The sequence below is a fragment of the Hymenobacter sp. BRD67 genome, from assembly GCF_013256425.1.
Classification (GTDB): domain Bacteria; phylum Bacteroidota; class Bacteroidia; order Cytophagales; family Hymenobacteraceae; genus Hymenobacter.
Genome location: NZ_CP053904.1, coordinates 2,142,664 through 2,159,189, shown reverse-complemented (window position 1 = coordinate 2,159,189; position 16,526 = coordinate 2,142,664). Strand labels below are relative to the sequence as shown.

The window sequence follows — 16,526 nt, the reverse complement described above, 5'->3', positions numbered from 1 at the left end:
TGGCTAGTCGAAAAAGTAAAAGCCCTGCTCATCGGCCGATGAGCAGGGGCAACCGGGTGGGCGGGTGGCGGCACCTGGGCTAGCGCTTTTTACGGCCCCCCGTGATGATGGGTACGGGCGCCGCCGTGGCCGTGCCCGAGGCATTGCGCGAGCTTACCTGCACGTAGTAGGTAGTGCCCGGCTGCAGGCCATCGACGGTAATGCGATGCTGGGTGCTGAAGCCTTCCTCCACGAGCTGCTCGGTAAGCTCCGTGGCGGATGGGCCGTACTTCACGCGGGTATCGCCGGGGTAAAGTGTAGTGTATTCGAGCGTAAAGCCCTGGTTGGTAGTGCCTATCGGCACCGGTTCGGCCGTGATGCGCGGCAGGTTGCCGCCCCGCACGAAGTCGCTCGCCAGGCGCGGCAGCAGCTGGTAGCCGCCCGTACCGGAGGGCGAGTACTGGCTCAGCACGCCGCGCACGTCGAAGGTTTCGCCCTTGGGCACGGCTGCGTCGATAACGCCGGTGGGGCCGGTGCTGGAGTTGGTGACGCGCAACGGCGCGCTCTTGTCGCCATCGAGCAAAAAGTTGGAGTTGGCCGCCAGGGTTTCAACCGGCGCGCCACCGGCAGTAGTTATTTTGGTCACGCCCGTTATCTCCAGCAGGCGACCTTCGTTGGCTTCCACAAACGCGCTGCTGGCCTGCTTCACCGGCACCTTGAGCGGGTGCAGCGGCCGGCCGCTGCTGATTTTGCGCACCGTCGTGATGGGGTCCATCTCCAGCAGCCCATTGTAGTTTTTAAGCTGCCCGGTTACTTGCAGGCTGTCACCGGTCTTCAGCTCGTCGTAGCCCGGCACGCGGGTCGGCAGGGCGTACAGCGCCAGGCCGGTTTCCCCGTCTTGCACAAAGCGCAGCGCGCCCAGCTCGGGGCCGTTGCTCACCACGCCGCGCACCGTCACGGTGGCGCCCGCGCCCAGCGCCTTCGCGGCCTTCACCGACTGCACGCCCGGAGTTGGGGCCGCCGGGCCGGGCGCGGCCGTTGGGGCCGTTGCGGGCTTGGACTTCGTTTTCGGGCCGGGGCCGGTCTGGAGGGGGCCCACCAGGCTGGCGGCCAGCAGAGTAGTATAAAGGAGCATAGGCAGGAACGGCAGTGAGCGGGGCGGTAGCCGCCCCAAAATAACTACCAAAACCAGTCGGCTTGCCTCAACGTTGGGTTAAGCCTGCATAAAGGTCGGCAAAAAATAATTAACACATTGGCTCACAATATATTAACTTCGGGGTGTAATTCGATGCCGAACTGCGTGCGCACGGCCCGGATAACCTCTTCGGCCAGCTCACGCAGCTCCTGGCCGGTAGCCCCGCCGTGGTTGACGAGCACCAGCGCCTGGCGGTCGTGCACGCCGTGGGTGCCCGCGCCCGGCCCGCGCCGCAGGCCCTTGAAGCCGGCCTGCTCAATCAGCCAGCCGGCGGGCACTTTTACGCCGCCCGGCACCGGGTAGCCGGGCAGGGTGGGGTAGCGCGCCCGCAGCTCGTCGAACCGGGCCTGCGATACTTCGGGGTTTTTGAAGAAGGAGCCCGCGTTGCCGATTTCGGCGGGGTCGGGCAGCTTGGCGCGGCGAATGTGCACCACGGCCTCGCTCACGTCGCGCGGGGTGGGCTCGGCCTCGATACCCAGCTCGGCCAGGGTTTCGCGGATGGCGCCGTAGTTGACGTTGGCCGGCCGCCGGGCGCTGGCGCGGTGCAGCCGCAGCACCACCGCCGTAACCACAAACTGGCCTTTCAGCGGCCCTTTAAACACGCTTTCGCGGTAGCCGAAGCCGCATTCTTCTTTGCCAAACACGCGCAGCTGCCCGGTGCCGATGGCCACGGCTTCGAGCCGCTCGAAGGTGTCTTGCAGCTCCACGCCGTAGGCACCGATATTCTGGAGCGGGGCCGCGCCTACCGTGCCCGGAATCAGCGACAGGTTTTCGATGCCGCTCAGCTCCTGGTCGAGCGCGTAGCTTACCAGCCCGTGCCAGTTTTCGCCGGCGCCGGCGCGCAGCAGCGCGGTATGTGTATCGGCCTCTTCGCCAAGTATTTCGAGGCCCTTAATCTCGTTTTTCAGTACTACGCCGCCAAAATTCTGCGTCAGCAGCAGGTTGGAGCCGCCGCCCAGAATCAGCAGCGGGCCGGCCTGCACCTCGGGCCGGGCCAGCAGCTGGCGCAGCTCGTCTACCGACGAGAAGCGGGCGAAGTAGCGGGCCTGCACGTCGAGGCCGAAAGTATTATATGGGCGAAGCGAAACGTTTTCTTCAAGCTGCATAGCGGCAAAGGTCGGAACTCCGCGCAGACTCTGCGCACCCGCGGGGCCAAACGCCCCGCTGCGGACGCACAAAAAAGCCGGCGTGGCGCCGGCTTTATACATAGTAAAACCATTATGTTATGCTACTTCACGTTGGCCTGCACGTTGAACTGCGAGTCGGCGCGCACCTTGGTATCCTGGGGGAGGGCCTTGGCCAGCACAGCGCTGGTAAAGAGGGTGTAGTTGCCAGTGCTCAGGTACTTATCCAGCTTGTTGCCGCCGGGCGTGAGGTTGATAGTTGTCTGGCCCGTGGGCACGGGGTCGAGCGAAGCCAGCAGCACTTTGTCGCTGCCCGAAGCGTCGGAGGCAATATAGAGGCTGATGCTCTTCAGGAAGTCGAAGTTCTGGCTGGCCGGGTCTACGGTAGTCAGTGAGAGCTTGTTGAGGGTCACGTTCTGCACCAGGCTGGCGGTGGTATTATTGCCCGCGTAGGTACTCGACGAATTGGAGCTGACCGGAATACCGGGCAGATTGAGCGCCGTGCCGATAAGGATACCGGTAGCCGGAATAGTGAAGTTGGTCGAGTCGCTGATAGTGAAATTGAGCAGGTCGGCAATTTTCTGGCAACTCCCGCCAGCGATGAGCAGCACGGCTAAAAGAGCTAAAAGCCAGCTTTTTTTGAGCGCTAAATTTTTCATAAGAAAGATTGATTAGCAGCTAAGTATTGGCAAAAGGTGAGGAGGAAAGTAGTGGTGGTGCGAGGCTAACGCCCTGCAGGGGCCAAAACGTACGCCCACTACACAAAGTTAGTTCTGGCGTCGGTCGCTACGGCCCGGTACTTTTCGTACGTAGGAGCCAGCCTATGAAAAACGTGTTTTTGAGCGGCTGCCTGCTGCTGGCGCTTGCCGGCAAGGCCCAGCCCACGCCGCGCCAGCTTTACCCTGGTTTGTTTGAGGCCGTGCAGCTAAGCGGCGTGTACGCCGATAGCAAGACGTTCGTCGATGCGCTGCCCACGGTGCCGCCCGCCGAGGTGCTGGCAGCCTACGCACAGCAGCGCCACCAGCCGGGATTCGACCTGAGTATATTCATAAAACACTATTTTCTGCCACCTGCCGAGCCAGTTGTGGCGTATCGCAGCAACGTAAGCGCCGGCCTGCGGGCTCACCTCGATACGCTGTGGTCGGTGCTGCGCCGCCCGGCCCAGCCTACGGCCGTGCCCTACTCGTCGCTGCTGCCGCTGCCACGCCCCTACGTCGTGCCGGGCGGTCGCTTCCGCGAGATGTATTACTGGGACTCGTACTTCACCATGCTGGGCCTGCGGGAAGCCGGCCGCACCACGCTGTTGCGCGACATGGTCGCCAACTTTGCCTACCTGCTCGACCATTACGGCCACATTCCGAATGGGACCCGCACGTACTACCTCACGCGCTCGCAGCCGCCGTTTTTTGCCCTGATGGTGCAGCTATTGGCCCAGGCCGAAGGCCCCCGCAGCCACGCCTACCCCGAGTTCCGGCCCCAACTGCTCAAAGAGTACGCCTACTGGACGGCCGGGGCCACCACCCTAAAGCCCGGCGCAGCGGCCGGCCGGGTGGTGCGCCTGCCCGGCGGCGAAACCCTGAGCCGCTACTGGGACGACAGCGACCAGCCCCGCGAAGAGTCGTACCGCGAAGACGTGGAGGCCGCTAAACTCAGCAAGCAGTCTGCCCCGGAGTTTTACCGCAACGTGCGCGCCGCCGCTGCTTCGGGCTGGGATTTCAGCACCCGCTGGTTTGAGCCGGGCCAGGGGCTAGCCAGTATTCGCACTACCAGCCTCGTGCCCGTCGATTTGAACTGCCTGTTGCTGACCCTGGAGCAGACCCTGGCCAAAAGCTATGCCCAGGCCGGCGATTCGGCCGAAGCGCCGAAGCTGCGCCGCGCCGCGCTGGCCCGCGCGGCGGCCATCCGGCGCTACTGCTGGGATGCGACGGCCGGCTTTTACGTCGATTACGACCTGACGGCGCGCCGCCCGGCGGCCCCGCGCACGCTGGCCGGCGTTTTCCCGCTGGCCTTTGGCGTGGCCACTGCCCCGCAGGCCCGGCAGGCGGCCCAGCGCCTGCAAAGCGAGTTTCTGCGCCCCGGCGGCCTGCTCACTACCACCGTGCACAGCGGCCAGCAGTGGGATGCCCCCAACGCCTGGGCTCCGCTGGAATACCTGGCTATTATAGGGTTGCGGCGCTATCAGCAAACGGCCCTGGCCGATACCGTGGCCCACCGCTGGGTGCGCCTCAACGCGCGCGTCTTCACCCAAACCGGCAAGCTGCTGGAAAAATACAACGTGGAAAACCCGCAGGCGCTGGCCGGCGGCGGCGAATACCCACTCCAGGACGGCTTTGGCTGGACTAACGGCGTATTACTCACGTTGATGAATGAGAGGTAAGAATGTGGGAAATGCGGGAAATGTGAAAATGTGAAAAATGTGAAAATGTGGGAAATATGAAGATGTGAGAATTATTCCGAGACTAAATTCTTAACTCCCCATTCCCACATTTTCACATTTTTCACATTTTCACATTTCCCGCATTTCCCACATTCCTAATCAAGCTACCTTACCCGGTAGCCGCTCAGGGCGTAGTAGAGTAAATAGGCGTAGCAAAGCGCGGGGATGGCAAAGGCTACCCGCAGGCCACCGCCGTGCGTCGAGATAAAGCCCATGAGCGGCGGAATGAGCGCCCCGCCCACGATGGCCATTATCAGGTACGACGAGCCTTGCTTGGTGAATGGCCCCAGTCCGGTGATAGCTAGCGGGAAGATAACCGGCCACATAATCGAGTTCATCAGCCCGCAGAGCACGATGAGCCACAGCGCTGTTTCGCCCTGGCTCATGACGGAGGCGCCCACCAGCGCTACGCCGGCTGCGCACACCGCCACCAGCAGCACCCGGTTGTGGAAGCGCAGCAGCAGCGGAATACCCACCACACGCCCCACCAGCGAGCCAAACCAGTACGAGGCCACCAGCACCGCACCCACGGCCTTGGTAAAGCCGGCCGTAGTGTCGATAGGCGAGGGGCTTTGCCCGAATAATTCGCCCGCGAAGTTGGTCACCACGTTCAGGCCCTGCACCAGGTGTTGGGTGAACGGCGACAGCGCCCGAATGCCCTGGCTCTCGCCGTAGCGAATGAGAAACGAGCCTAGCCCCACTTCCACGCCTACGTATACGAAAATGGCCCCGATGCCTAGCACCAGGTGGCGGTAGTCGAGCGCCGAGCGGCGGCCGGCGGCTACCGATTGGTGCTCCAGTAGCTCTTCTTCGGGCAGGGCATCGATGTCGGGCAGGCGCAGCAGAAAGAATATGCCCGCCAGCACCGCCAGAAAGCCTGCCAGGCCTAGGTAGGGCGCCTTTACCAGCTGCGCTTCCTGGCTGAGGCGCTGCGCCGTGGGCAGCGCCGCCAGCTGCGCCTTCAGCGCCACCGAGCCGCCAAAGAGCAGCAGCCCACCCACCAGCGGCGAGATGGCCCCGCCAAAATTATTGGCTACGCCCACAATGCTCACCCGCGAGGCCGCCCGCCGCGCCGGCCCCAGCACGCTCACGTAGGGGTTAGCCGCTACCTGCAGTAGCGTAATGCCCGCCCCCAGCACCGCCAGCGCCGTCAGAAACAGCGGAAATGCCCGCGTATTGGCCGCTGGTACAAACAGCAGCGCCCCGCCCGCCATCACGAGCAGCCCCACCACGATGCCGCGCTGGTAGCCCAGCTTTTCGAGCAGCTTGCCCGCGGGCAACGACATCAGAAAGTACGCCCCAAAAAACGCCGACTGCACCGCCGATGACTGCAAATCCGTGAGCTGGCACACGTCCTTGAGGTAGGGCATGAGCACGTCGTTGAAATTGGTCACGGCCCCAAACAGCAGAAACAACAGGGTCATGAGCACCATCGGCCCGGCGTAAGAGCGGGTAATGGTGTCGGTAGCAGCGCCGCGCGCAGTAGTAACAGGAGTAGCCATACGGGCCGGAAGGTACAAAAAAGCCGGCCACCAGGGCCGGCCGAAGAAGCGTCAACACTGGCGCGAGTTTAGGCGAAGCCGTACCTCGTGCCTTTTATAACGATGAAGTTGTACCTCCACTGCCGCGCCAGCGGCAAGGCGGGACCGCGCCGCCAGGGTCGTTCCAGCAGCTCGTTCTATGGGAGGCACAGCCTCCCCCGAAAAATTGGCACGAGTTACGCTGCGCTAAACTCGCGCCAGGTGGGGCCCACAATCGTCCGGTCAACGAGCGGGCTGCCGGCTTTTTGGCCGGAAGCCCGCTCGTTGACCGGACTTCCGAAACAGCTTCGTTATCAAAAAATCAGGTGCCCATTTCTACTTCATCCCAATCAGCAGTTGGGTCGCAAGCCCATTCTAATGACTTGCGTCTCTGATATACTACACCCTCGTTCAGCTTTGCTTCCCCTCCTTTTAGTCTTTCGTCCACGCAAAACCAATGCAATCGGTAGTAATAGTCAAGCATTTTGTAAGCGGTACTAACGGGGCGAGCAGCTTCTAAACGCTCAAGCTTTTCGTTGCTCTCACCATTTTTTAAGCTGGGTAGTAGAGATGCCATATTATCACCCACGTATTCCGTTGGGTTGAGGCTTTCAATCACCCCGGTCAGCCACATGAAGCTCCAAAGGGCTTCTAAATACCATTCGAGCGAATTGACTTCCGAATCAGTTAGTTCGCTATTCTTTTTACTCAGTAGCGCGCTCTCACTGTTCGATAAATGGCTTCCCAATCCATTGGCGTCTATCCATTTTCTGATGATGTGAGTAGGTGCTCCAAATGCAATATTTAATAGGGCAGTCATAACACCCATTCGTCCTTTTATTTCCTGAATTTTTCTTTGTGCTGACCCGTTGGGAATTGGGAGCCAGTCGTTAATCCGATATCCTTGCTGTTTAATCAGCGCCTCATTATCTGCTTTGACCTGTAGTTTCTGTACCGTTGTCATATATCTTAATTGCTAATGCTATGTACGCGATTTTATGGTTTTATCCGCACGATTTTCCCGTCGTGCATTATTACGACTTCACTATTTTTCTGCCGCTTAAATTTCAGCATTCGCTCGTAGGCGATTTTCAAACCTGCGGCAATTTTTTCTTGACGTTCAATTTGTTCTGCCATGTTCATAGTAATTTCTTAGCTGGTTGTATAAAGTTTCATTTATCACGTGAAAACCATCGTCCAGTTTTTGAGCCAGTAAAATAGGCTCGCCACCTGAATTATCGTAGATTAACGCCTCATCTGCGAGCGGCAGGTAAATAGCAAAAAGTCGCTGAATACCCAGCCAATACCGACGGTCAATTACCTCGTTCAATGGAATGCCCACCTTCCAATACTCGCGTTTTTACCCGTTCCTGCGCCAATTCTGGGCTGTTCAGCCAAAAATACAGCAAAATGACGGTGTAGCCTTGTTGCTGAGCGGCGCGGATTTTCTGCTGATATATCTTCGTGGCTAAGGTAGTTTCGAGGGCGAAGGTTTCGCCACGGGCTAGTAGCTCTTCCACGCGGTGCAGCATGATGCGGCCCGCTTCTAACGCTGCTTTTTCGGGCTGAAAAGGAGAGAGGCCGCGCGCTATCTCGTCGGCATTGACAAATTCGCGGCAGTCCAGCACTTCGGGCAGGATGGTGAAGGAGGCCGTGGTTTTGCCCGCCCCGTTGCAGCCCGCAATGATGTACAGGTTCTTGTCCGGCATGGTCGCAAGGTAAGACTGGGATGACCAGGAGCGGCTTCGCCCGCCAGGCCCGACCTTTGCCCCATGTACCTTACCGCCACCACCCAGTTTGGCCTCGAAGAAGTCTTGGCTGAAGAATTAAGCCAGCTCGGCGCTACCATCGACCACGTCGGCAGCCGCGCCGTCGAGTTCACGGGCGACAAAAAGCTGCTCTACAACACCATTCTCTGGAGCCGCACCGCCATGCGCCTGCTGCGCCCCTTTGCCGACTTCTACGCCCGCGACGAGCGCGCCCTTTACGACGAGGTGTATCGAATAGACTGGAGCCGCTATATAGCTGCCGGGCAAACGTTTGCCATCACGGCCGTGGTCAACAAGTCAAGCTTCGAGCACTCGCTGTACGTGGCCCAGCTCACCAAAGACGCCATCGTGGACCAGTTTCGGGAGCGTACCGGCGAGCGGCCCAGCATCGACACCAAAAATCCCGACATCCGCATTCACCTGCGCATGCTCGAAAACGACGTTATCCTGAGCCTCGACGCGGCCGGCGACTCGCTGCACCGCCGTGGCTACCGCCGGGGCACCAACGAGGCCCCGCTCAACGAGGTGCTGGCGGCCGGCCTGGTGCTGCTCAGCGGCTGGGACCGGAAAAGCCCGCTTCTCGACCCGTTGTGCGGCTCGGCTACCATTCTCACCGAGGCGGGCCTGCTGGCCCAGCGCATCGCGCCGGGGCTGTTTCACCAGGGCAAGTTCGGCTTCGAGAACTGGCCTGATTTCGACGCGGCCCTCTGGCAGCAGGTGCGCGAAGAAGCCGCGGCCCAGCGCCTGGAGGAGCCGCAGGCCTACCTGGCCGGCTCCGACCTCGACCCGAAGGTTATCCGCGATGCAGCGGCTAATATCGAAGCGGCGGGCCTCGACGAGTGCATCCGCCTGTCGGTGCGCGATGTGCGCGACGCCCAGCCGCCCCAGGGGCAGGCTTCCGGGCTGATTATCACCAACCCGCCCTACGGCGAGCGGATAGGGGAGGAGGCACAGATGTCTGCCCTCTACAAAACTATCGGCGACGCGCTGAAAACGAATTTTCAGGGCTACGAGGCGTTCGTTTTTACGGGAAATCTGGAGGCGGCCAAGAGTATCGGGCTGAAGGTGTCGCGGCGCATCCCGCTGTTTAATGGGCCAATTGACTGCCGGCTGCTGAAGTATGAGCTGTACCGGGGGTCGCGGCGGCCACCAGTGGCTGGCTGGCGTGCCGACCGGCTTGGCTAAAAATTTTGGAACTTCGCTTAGCCAATTGTTATTTTATTCTTTCGACCGCAGTGTTCTATGTCCGCCGTTATTGCCCCGCTCCCTCGCTCACCGCCGCCCGTCAGGCCCTCAAGCGCTACTACGGCTACGATAATTTTCGCCCCATGCAGGGCGATATTATCCAGAGCATCCTCGCGGGCCAGGATACCGTGGTGCTAATGCCCACTGGCGGCGGCAAGTCAGTCTGCTTCCAGATTCCGGCCGTGGTGTCGGAAGGCGTATGCGTGGTGGTGTCGCCGCTTATCGCGCTGATGAAAGACCAGGTCGAAGCCCTGAAAGCCAACGGCATCGTGGCGGCCTTCATCAACAGCAGCGTGGGCCAGAGCGAGGCCAACGACATTGCCCGCGCCGCCGTGAGCGGCCACCTCAAGCTGCTCTACGTGAGCCCCGAGAAGCTGCTGAGCGACGGCTTCATGCAGTTTCTCACGCGGGTCAACATCAGTATTTTTGCTATCGACGAGGCCCACTGCATCTCGAGCTGGGGCCACGATTTCCGGCCCGAATACACCCAGCTCGGAACGCTGCGCCGGCATTTTCCAAGCACGCCCATTATCGCCCTCACGGCCACGGCCGACCGCCTTACCAAGCGCGACATTATCACCCAGCTCAGCATGCACGAGCCGCGGGTGTTTTTGTCGAGCTTCGACCGGCCCAATATTAACCTCGTGGTGCGGCCCGGCCAGGACCGCATCGGGCAGATACTCGACTTCATTGGCCGCCATCCCCAGGACGCAGGTATCATCTACTGTCTCTCGCGCAAAAGCTGCGAAACCATTGCCCAGAAGCTTCAGCAAAAAGGCATTAAAGCGGGCTTCTACCACGCCGGCATGACGCCCAACCAGCGCGGCAGCGTGCAGGAGGCTTTTTTGCAGGACGACCTACAGGTTATCGTGGCTACCATTGCCTTCGGCATGGGCATCGATAAAAGCAACGTGCGCTGGGTAATGCACTACAACCTGCCCAAAAACATCGAGGGCTACTACCAGGAAATCGGTCGCGCCGGCCGCGACGGCTCGCCCGCCACGGCCATCCTGTTTTACAGCTTCGCCGACGTGCTGTCGATGCGCGAGATGGTGACCAAGGACGTGCCCGCCCGCCAGGCCCAGCTCAATACCGCCAAGCTCGAGCGCATGCAGCAGTTTGCCGAAGCGGCCAGCTGCCGCCGCCGCATCCTGCTGCACTATTTCTCCGAAGACCTAGGCCGCGACTGCGGCAACTGCGATATCTGCCGCAACCCGCCCACCACTTTCGACGGCACGCTATTGGCCCAGAAGGCCCTCTCGGCCAGCGCCCGCGCCCAGCAGCGGGTTGCCATTAACCTGTTGATTGATATATTGCGCGGAATGCGTAATCAGGCAGTGCTGCAGGGAGGCTACGACCAGCTCAAAACCTACGGCGCGGGCCAGGACTTGCCTTATCTCGACTGGTACAGCTACATCCACCAGATGCTGAACGATGGCCTGTTTTACATCGCCTACGAGGAAGGCTACGCGCTCAAGATTACCGAGCGCGGCCAGCAGGTGCTGAAAGGCCAGCTGCCGGTTTCGCTCAAGAAATTCCAGGTGGCCGAGAAGGCCGAAAAGCAAACCCGCGCCACCAAAAAAGCTGCGGCCGAAGCTGCCGCCACCGGGGCTGGCTCGCCCGAGGCGCGCTTGTTTGAGCGCCTGCGCCAGCTGCGAAAGCGCATTGCCGACGAGCAGGGCGTGCCGCCCTACGTGGTATTTACCGATACTACCTTGCAGGAGATGGCCCGCGAGCAGCCTACCAGCCGCATCGCCATGCTCTCGGTATCGGGCGTGGGCATGAAGAAGTTTGAAACCTACGGCGAGGTATTTATCGAAGCCATCTTGCAGCATAGTCCGCCCCGCCCCGTGCCCGATGCCACTGATACGTCGCTGAACGTGCCGCCCTTCAGCGAGGATGACTACGCGCCCGCCCCCCGCTCAGCTGCTGCCAAAGCCGCCGACCGCGATGTGAACGGCACCGAGGAAACAACCTTCCAGCTCCATCGCCAGGGCCTCAGCCCCGAGCAGATTGCCGAGCAGCGCGGCCTGGCCGTGAGCACTATTAAAAGCCACCTGGAACGCGCCTACATCAAAGGACTCGACCTGCGAATGCAGGATTTCCTCTCCGATTCGCAGCTCGCCGAAATTGCCACCGCCCGCGCCCAGCTCGGCGGCGCGCCCGCCCTGCGCGACTTGTTCGACCACCTGCGCGAGAAGTACGATTACTTTCAGCTGCGGCTGGCGGGGATAAAGCAGCAGCGGGGGCGATAGGCATTATATTGGCGAGCCCTTATCTACTTTAACAAGACCTGCTTTATGTCAATTACTCCTGAACAAATTCGCCAATCTTATTTAGCAGCGAGAAGAGCATATAATGGAGAGCTATCGCCTGCAGAAGCTGTGCAACATCTGAGTTCACGTCATGGGCTTAATAGGTCTACTGCTAACACTTTCGTCCGTGTTCTGCCTAAAATGCTGACAGGGCAATTATATACCCGTGGTCTTAGCGTAGCAGCAACTCGCCATTATCTTGAAAGCATCAGAGTTGATAACACTACTGAGCTTTCCAACGCTTTGACTGCCTTGATGCTGCACATTCCATACTACGAGGATAGTCACAATGCTAACATGCACAGTCTGCGAGCACTTCATAAAGAGTTTTTCAATCATAGATGATGGATGTAATGTGACCGAAGGCGCGGCGACTGCTTATTTGCCGCAGATATATACACACAACTAGAAATGGCTGACATTGAGGCACCTTTGCGATAGGCAGCAGCTAATACAACCGAGTAGCTTAGAAAAACCCAGGCAACTATTCAGCCAGTTGTTGCGGCGCTTAATTTTCGCCTTCGCCGCCCTGCTCATCGCCGCCTTCGCCGCGCTGATGCTCACCAAAACGCTGCCCTACTATACCTTTGAGAAGGGTATCCATTTTCTCACGACTAAAAGCGACGAAACCAACAACAACCCATGCTTTCGGCTAGCCTTCTACGTACACATCACCACGAGTCTCATCGTGCTAGTGCTGGGTTTGCTGCAATGGCTGCCTGCCGTGGCTGGCCGGGGCGGGCGCCTGCACCGCTGGTTGGGCTACGGCTACGTAGGGGGCATTCTAGGGCTGGCCGCGCCGTCGGGCCTCGTGCTGGCGCACTTCGCTAATGGCGGCCTGGCGGCGCAGGTGGGCTTCACGCTGCAATGCGTGGTGTGGTGGCTCACAACCTGGGTAGCCTACCGGGCAGCCCGCCGCCGGCAGTGGCCCCGGCACGTTGAGTGGCTGGTGCGCTCCTACGCCGTCACGCTGGCGGCTTTAGCGTTGCGCGGTGAGAGCTATCTTATGTTTTACGCCTTCCATACTAAGCCCATCGAAACCTATCTTACCGTGACCTGGCTCTCGTGGGTAGGTAATTTATTCGTGGCCGAAGTGCTACTGGAGCTGGGTCTGGGTCGTTATTTTTTGCGGGAGATGATGAGCCGGCTGCGCCGTACTTTGGTGCTATGAAAAAGCTATATTCTTTATTGGCATTGGTTCTGGCAGGTACTGCTTGCCAGCAGCAGGCGACGCCAACTCATGCTGTAGCATTGTTGCCAACTGAGGTGGCAGCCACTGTTGCCCCGCAAAAACTGAATTTACCTTCTCAACTTTTGGCGGCGGACACTCTAACGCCCCCCATGCTCGCCTTACTACAGGCGTATGATTTGTCGCCACTATGGCGTGGCCATGAACTCGGGGCACTAGATAGTGTTACAGTGCTAGACGGCTTTTTTGGACTTGACCATTACCGCATATCTTTCGTTTTCACGCAAGTGCGTCAGGACACTGTTGACAAAGCTGTCTTTCATATAGCAGGGAAGAGTCGCTACAAAAGCCAGATTTTACCATTTGCCGGCTTATTGAGAGTGCAAAGGCTAGCTGACTTAGACCACCACTACTTAGACCTAGCACCAGAAGATTCTTCCGCACAAGGCTATACAGCTAATGCAAGCTTTACTTTTGAGGAAAATGCTGCTGGTCCAAATGCAGGGAATTTTGAGGGCGTAGCAATTCTCGACTTCTACATATCCTCTAAAGGCGAAGTGAACTACGCCCAGATTATGGGTGGCGAAGGCGCACCTGCTCGTGGACAGGGCTTATTGATAAAAGGTAGCTGGATTAGTAATAAGAATGGCCAAAAGAAGGACTTGCTACTTGCGCGTAGTGTTTTCAGCATCGCTCCAGATGTATTGAAAAACTTTTCAATAGGTGACCGTGATGCGACCATCAACCCCAAGTACGCCAAACTTGGTTGGAATAACTACTGGAAAAATGACGAATGGTGGGCCGAAACGCCCAAGCCTAGCCTGAATCTATAAGCCCTGGGTAACGCACAAACCGTAGCAGCTGCCCCGCCGGAGCAGCTGTTTTTGTGTCAGGTTAGTCAAAAAAATATTTCGGCCAACAATTCCTATCTCATTAGCGTTGGCAAGTCTAATGGAATTAGTAACTTGCAGCCGGTGTTGCCGGTTTTGTGCGTCGCGTGCCCTCCGCGTTGGGTTTTTCCTCCCTCGTCTTTCCTATCCGTTATGATTAATACCAACCTCAAGTTCTGGCGCCGCGAGCTGGGGCTTACGCAAGCACAACTAGCTGATAAACTGAGCATCAAGCGCTCGCTGGTGGGCGCCTACGAAGAGGGGCGCGCCGAGCCGCGCCTGGCTACACTCGTCAACATGGCCCGGCTCTTCAATATCCCGCTCGACTCGCTGGCTACTACCGACTTTACCAAGCGCAAAAACGCCAAAACGGCCGCTGCCCTGCGCGAAGCTGGCCCGCTGGTCGATACCCTGCCCGAAGAAAAACCGCTGCGGGTACTGGCCTTCACCGTTGGTCCCGACGACAAGGAAAATATCGAGTTGGTACCCCTGAAAGCTGCCGCCGGCTACCTCAACGGCTACGCCGACCGCGAGTTTATCGAGGAGTTGCCGCGCTTCCGGCTGCCCATGCTGGCCAGCACCGGCACCTACCGCGCCTTTGAGATTGCCGGCGACTCAATGCTGCCGCTGGCCAGCGGCACCACTATCGTGGGCCGCTACGTCGACGACTGGACCAACATCAAGGACGGTACGCCCTGCATTGTGGTGAGCCAGAAGGATGGTATCGTGTTTAAGCGGGTCTACAACAAGCTGAAGCAGAATGCGATGTTTGCTCTGCAATCAGATAACCCACTGTACTCGCCCTACGACGTAAAAGCCGAGGACGTGCTCGAAATCTGGGAAGCCAAGAGCTACATCAGCAGCGCCTTCCCCATCGGCGGCGTGTCGCTGGAGCACTTGGCCAGCATGGTCATGGACCTTACGCAGCAGGTGAAGCAGCTGCAACTGCAACGGGCGTAATAGTTAAATCTATATCAAAACGCCTGTCATGCTGAGTTTGCGAAGCACGACAGGCGTTTTGATATAGATTTAACTATTTTAACTGCATTTCCTGGATAATGCGCTGGATTTTATCCTCCGCCTTTTTGTGCGTCTGCTCATAGTCTACTACTGAGGCCAGCGGCTCCTTCACGCTGAAGTAGAACTTGATTTTCGGCTCGGTGCCGCTGGGGCGGGCCGAGATTTTATCACCGGCCTCGGTGATGAATTGCAGCACATTGGAGCTTTCCACGCCGGTGCTTTCCTGCTGACCCGATTGCAGGTGGTGAATCTGGCCGGTCTGATAATCGCGAATCTCTACTACCGGCGAGCCGGCCAGGGTAGTAGGAGGCGTTTTGCGAAGCGTAGCCATCATCTCCTGAATTTCCTCCGCTCCGCGCTGGCCCTTTTTGGTCAGTGAAATCAGGTCTTCGACATAGAGACCGTATTCGGCGTACATCTTCTGCATCTCCTGGTAAAGCGTACGACCCTGGCTTTTGGCCACGGCCGCCATCTCGGCTACCAGAGCGCAGGCCGTTACGGCATCTTTGTCGCGCACGAAGTCACCGATGAGAAAGCCATAGCTTTCCTCGCCGCCGCAGATATAGTTTTCCTGGCCTGCCAGCTCGCGGATAAGGCCGGCGATGTACTTGAAGCCGGTGAGCGTGCGGTATGATTTTACCTGGTAGTGCCGGGCAATGTCGCCCAGGATTTCGCTCGTTACGATGGTGTACACGATGAAATCGTTGGGCTGGGCCTTGCCGGCCTGCTGGCGCGCCGATAGTATATAGTGCGTAAGCAAGGCCGCCGTTTGGTTGCCATTGAGGAGCACCCACTCGCCCTTGTCATTTTTCACGCCTACTCCCACGCGGTCGGCGTCGGGGTCGGTGGCTAGTACGATATCGGCGTTTTGCGCCTTAGCCTGGTCAAGGGCCATCTGCATGGCCGCTTTTTCCTCGGGGTTGGGCGACTGCACGGTGGGGAAGTTGCCGTCGGGCGTGGCCTGGGCCTGCACAATGCTTACGTTGGTAAAGCCAAACTCGGCCAGGGCCGGCGGCACCAGCTTAATGCCCGAGCCGTGCAGCGGCGTGTACACAATGCCCAAATCGTGCTGCTGCTGAATGGCAGCGGGGTTGATGCTCAGCTTCTTGACTTCAGCCAGATAGGCCGCATCCACTTCCGGACCGATGAGGTGAATCCGGCTCGGGTCGGCCGTAAACTTCACTTCCTCGGGGCTGGTAATTTTATTTACCTCGATGATAATGTTCTTGTCGTGCGGCGAAACTACCTGAGAACCGTCATTCCAATATACTTTATAGCCATTATATTCCTTGGGGTTGTGCGAGGCCGTGATGACGCAGCCGCTTTGGCAGCCCAGGTGCCGGATGGCAAACGACAGCTCGGGCGTGGGCCGCAGGCTGTCAAACAGATAAGCCGTAATGCCATTGCCTGAGAAAATGCCAGCTACCGTCTCGGCAAATAGCCGGGAGTTGTTGCGCGAATCGTGGGCAATAGCTACTTTAATTTCCTGGTTGGGAAAGCTTTGCTTCAAATAATTGCACAGACCCTGGGTCGCCATGCCCAGCGTATAGCGGTTCATGCGGTTCGAGCCCGCGCCCATAATGCCGCGTAGGCCGCCGGTGCCAAACTCCAAGGTGCGGTAAAAGGCATCGTTGAGCTGGTCGTCCTGGTGCGTATCAACGAGGTGTTTGATTTCGGCCTGAGTAGCCGCATCGTAAGCGGGCGTAAGCCAAATAGTAATGCGCTGTTGAACGTCGGAGGAAAGGGGCATGGGAAAGAAAGTTGAAGAAGCGGGGACGCACAAAAGTAAAGACGCCATTGGGCGTCCTTACAAGGGGTTGTTTTAGGTACGAGGCCGGGGCAG

The 16,526-nt window shown here is 58.9% G+C and carries 15 protein-coding genes; 7 read left to right on the top strand and 8 right to left on the bottom strand.

Going from position 1 to position 16,526, the window contains the following annotated elements:
- Nucleotides 1-79 precede the first annotated feature (79 nt).
- The 3 genes from GKZ67_RS10090 to GKZ67_RS10080 form a co-directional block, all read right to left on the bottom strand.
- Entirely contained in the window at nucleotides 80-1,114 is a 1,035-nt protein-coding gene (locus GKZ67_RS10090) for a hypothetical protein (RefSeq protein WP_173242168.1), read from the bottom strand.
- A 122-nt stretch (nucleotides 1,115-1,236) separates the two neighbouring features.
- Entirely contained in the window at nucleotides 1,237-2,280 is a 1,044-nt protein-coding gene (gene murB / locus GKZ67_RS10085) for a UDP-N-acetylmuramate dehydrogenase (protein ID WP_173242167.1), read from the bottom strand.
- Between the two features lie 122 nt (nucleotides 2,281-2,402).
- On the bottom strand, nucleotides 2,403-2,909 hold the full coding sequence (locus GKZ67_RS10080) for a hypothetical protein (protein ID WP_173242166.1): 507 nt from the start codon (nucleotides 2,907-2,909) through the stop codon (nucleotides 2,403-2,405).
- Nucleotides 2,910-3,121: 212 nt separating this feature from the next.
- On the opposite strand from GKZ67_RS10080, the gene treF reads away from it, so the two are divergent.
- Nucleotides 3,122-4,675 carry an alpha,alpha-trehalase TreF gene (gene treF, locus GKZ67_RS10075; protein WP_173242165.1) on the top strand — a complete coding sequence of 518 codons (1,554 nt, stop codon included), beginning with the start codon at nucleotides 3,122-3,124 and terminating at the stop codon, nucleotides 4,673-4,675.
- 164 nt (nucleotides 4,676-4,839) lie between these two features.
- On the opposite strand, the gene GKZ67_RS10070 is transcribed toward treF, so the two are convergent.
- The 4 genes from GKZ67_RS10070 to GKZ67_RS10055 all read right to left on the bottom strand — a co-directional run bounded on the left by GKZ67_RS10070 (nucleotide 4,840) and on the right by GKZ67_RS10055 (nucleotide 7,964).
- Nucleotides 4,840-6,237: a sugar MFS transporter gene (locus GKZ67_RS10070; RefSeq protein ID WP_173242164.1), complete on the bottom strand. Its 1,398-nt coding sequence runs from the start codon at nucleotides 6,235-6,237 to the stop codon at nucleotides 4,840-4,842.
- Nucleotides 6,238-6,577: 340 nt separating this feature from the next.
- Nucleotides 6,578-7,219 carry a DUF4272 domain-containing protein gene (locus GKZ67_RS10065; RefSeq protein WP_173242163.1) on the bottom strand — a complete coding sequence of 214 codons (642 nt, stop codon included), beginning with the start codon at nucleotides 7,217-7,219 and terminating at the stop codon, nucleotides 6,578-6,580.
- A gap of 32 nt (nucleotides 7,220-7,251) precedes the next feature.
- Nucleotides 7,252-7,392: a hypothetical protein gene (locus tag GKZ67_RS10060; protein ID WP_173240512.1), complete on the bottom strand. Its 141-nt coding sequence runs from the start codon at nucleotides 7,390-7,392 to the stop codon at nucleotides 7,252-7,254.
- A 176-nt stretch (nucleotides 7,393-7,568) separates the two neighbouring features.
- Entirely contained in the window at nucleotides 7,569-7,964 is a 396-nt protein-coding gene (locus GKZ67_RS10055; protein ID WP_254245194.1) for an AAA family ATPase, read from the bottom strand.
- A 63-nt stretch (nucleotides 7,965-8,027) separates the two neighbouring features.
- Between GKZ67_RS10055 and GKZ67_RS10050 the strand changes: the two genes are divergently transcribed.
- From GKZ67_RS10050 to GKZ67_RS10025, 6 genes are all read left to right on the top strand, one after another.
- The gene (locus tag GKZ67_RS10050; protein WP_173242162.1) at nucleotides 8,028-9,209 is read left to right on the top strand and encodes a class I SAM-dependent RNA methyltransferase; all 1,182 of its coding nucleotides are present in this window, start codon (nucleotides 8,028-8,030) and stop codon (nucleotides 9,207-9,209) included.
- 50 nt (nucleotides 9,210-9,259) lie between these two features.
- Nucleotides 9,260-11,524, top strand: coding sequence for a DNA helicase RecQ (recQ, locus tag GKZ67_RS10045; RefSeq protein WP_254245193.1), 2,265 nt, complete (start codon nucleotides 9,260-9,262; stop codon nucleotides 11,522-11,524).
- 45 nt (nucleotides 11,525-11,569) lie between these two features.
- A complete protein-coding gene (locus GKZ67_RS10040) occupies nucleotides 11,570-11,929 on the top strand; it encodes a hypothetical protein (protein WP_173242161.1) in 360 nt (119 codons plus the stop codon).
- 151 nt (nucleotides 11,930-12,080) lie between these two features.
- The gene (locus GKZ67_RS10035) at nucleotides 12,081-12,755 is read left to right on the top strand and encodes a DUF2306 domain-containing protein (protein WP_254245192.1); all 675 of its coding nucleotides are present in this window, start codon (nucleotides 12,081-12,083) and stop codon (nucleotides 12,753-12,755) included.
- Complete coding sequence (locus GKZ67_RS10030; protein WP_173242160.1) at nucleotides 12,752-13,606, top strand: hypothetical protein; 855 nt, start codon at nucleotides 12,752-12,754, stop codon at nucleotides 13,604-13,606. The genes GKZ67_RS10035 and GKZ67_RS10030 overlap by 4 nt, the downstream gene beginning before the upstream one ends.
- Before the next feature lie 210 nt (nucleotides 13,607-13,816).
- Nucleotides 13,817-14,623 carry an XRE family transcriptional regulator gene (locus tag GKZ67_RS10025; RefSeq protein WP_173242159.1) on the top strand — a complete coding sequence of 269 codons (807 nt, stop codon included), beginning with the start codon at nucleotides 13,817-13,819 and terminating at the stop codon, nucleotides 14,621-14,623.
- A gap of 73 nt (nucleotides 14,624-14,696) precedes the next feature.
- Here GKZ67_RS10025 and GKZ67_RS10020 read toward each other — a convergent pair whose 3' ends face one another.
- Nucleotides 14,697-16,433, bottom strand: coding sequence for a phospho-sugar mutase (locus GKZ67_RS10020; protein WP_173242158.1), 1,737 nt, complete (start codon nucleotides 16,431-16,433; stop codon nucleotides 14,697-14,699).
- Between the last annotated feature and the right edge of the window lie 93 nt (nucleotides 16,434-16,526).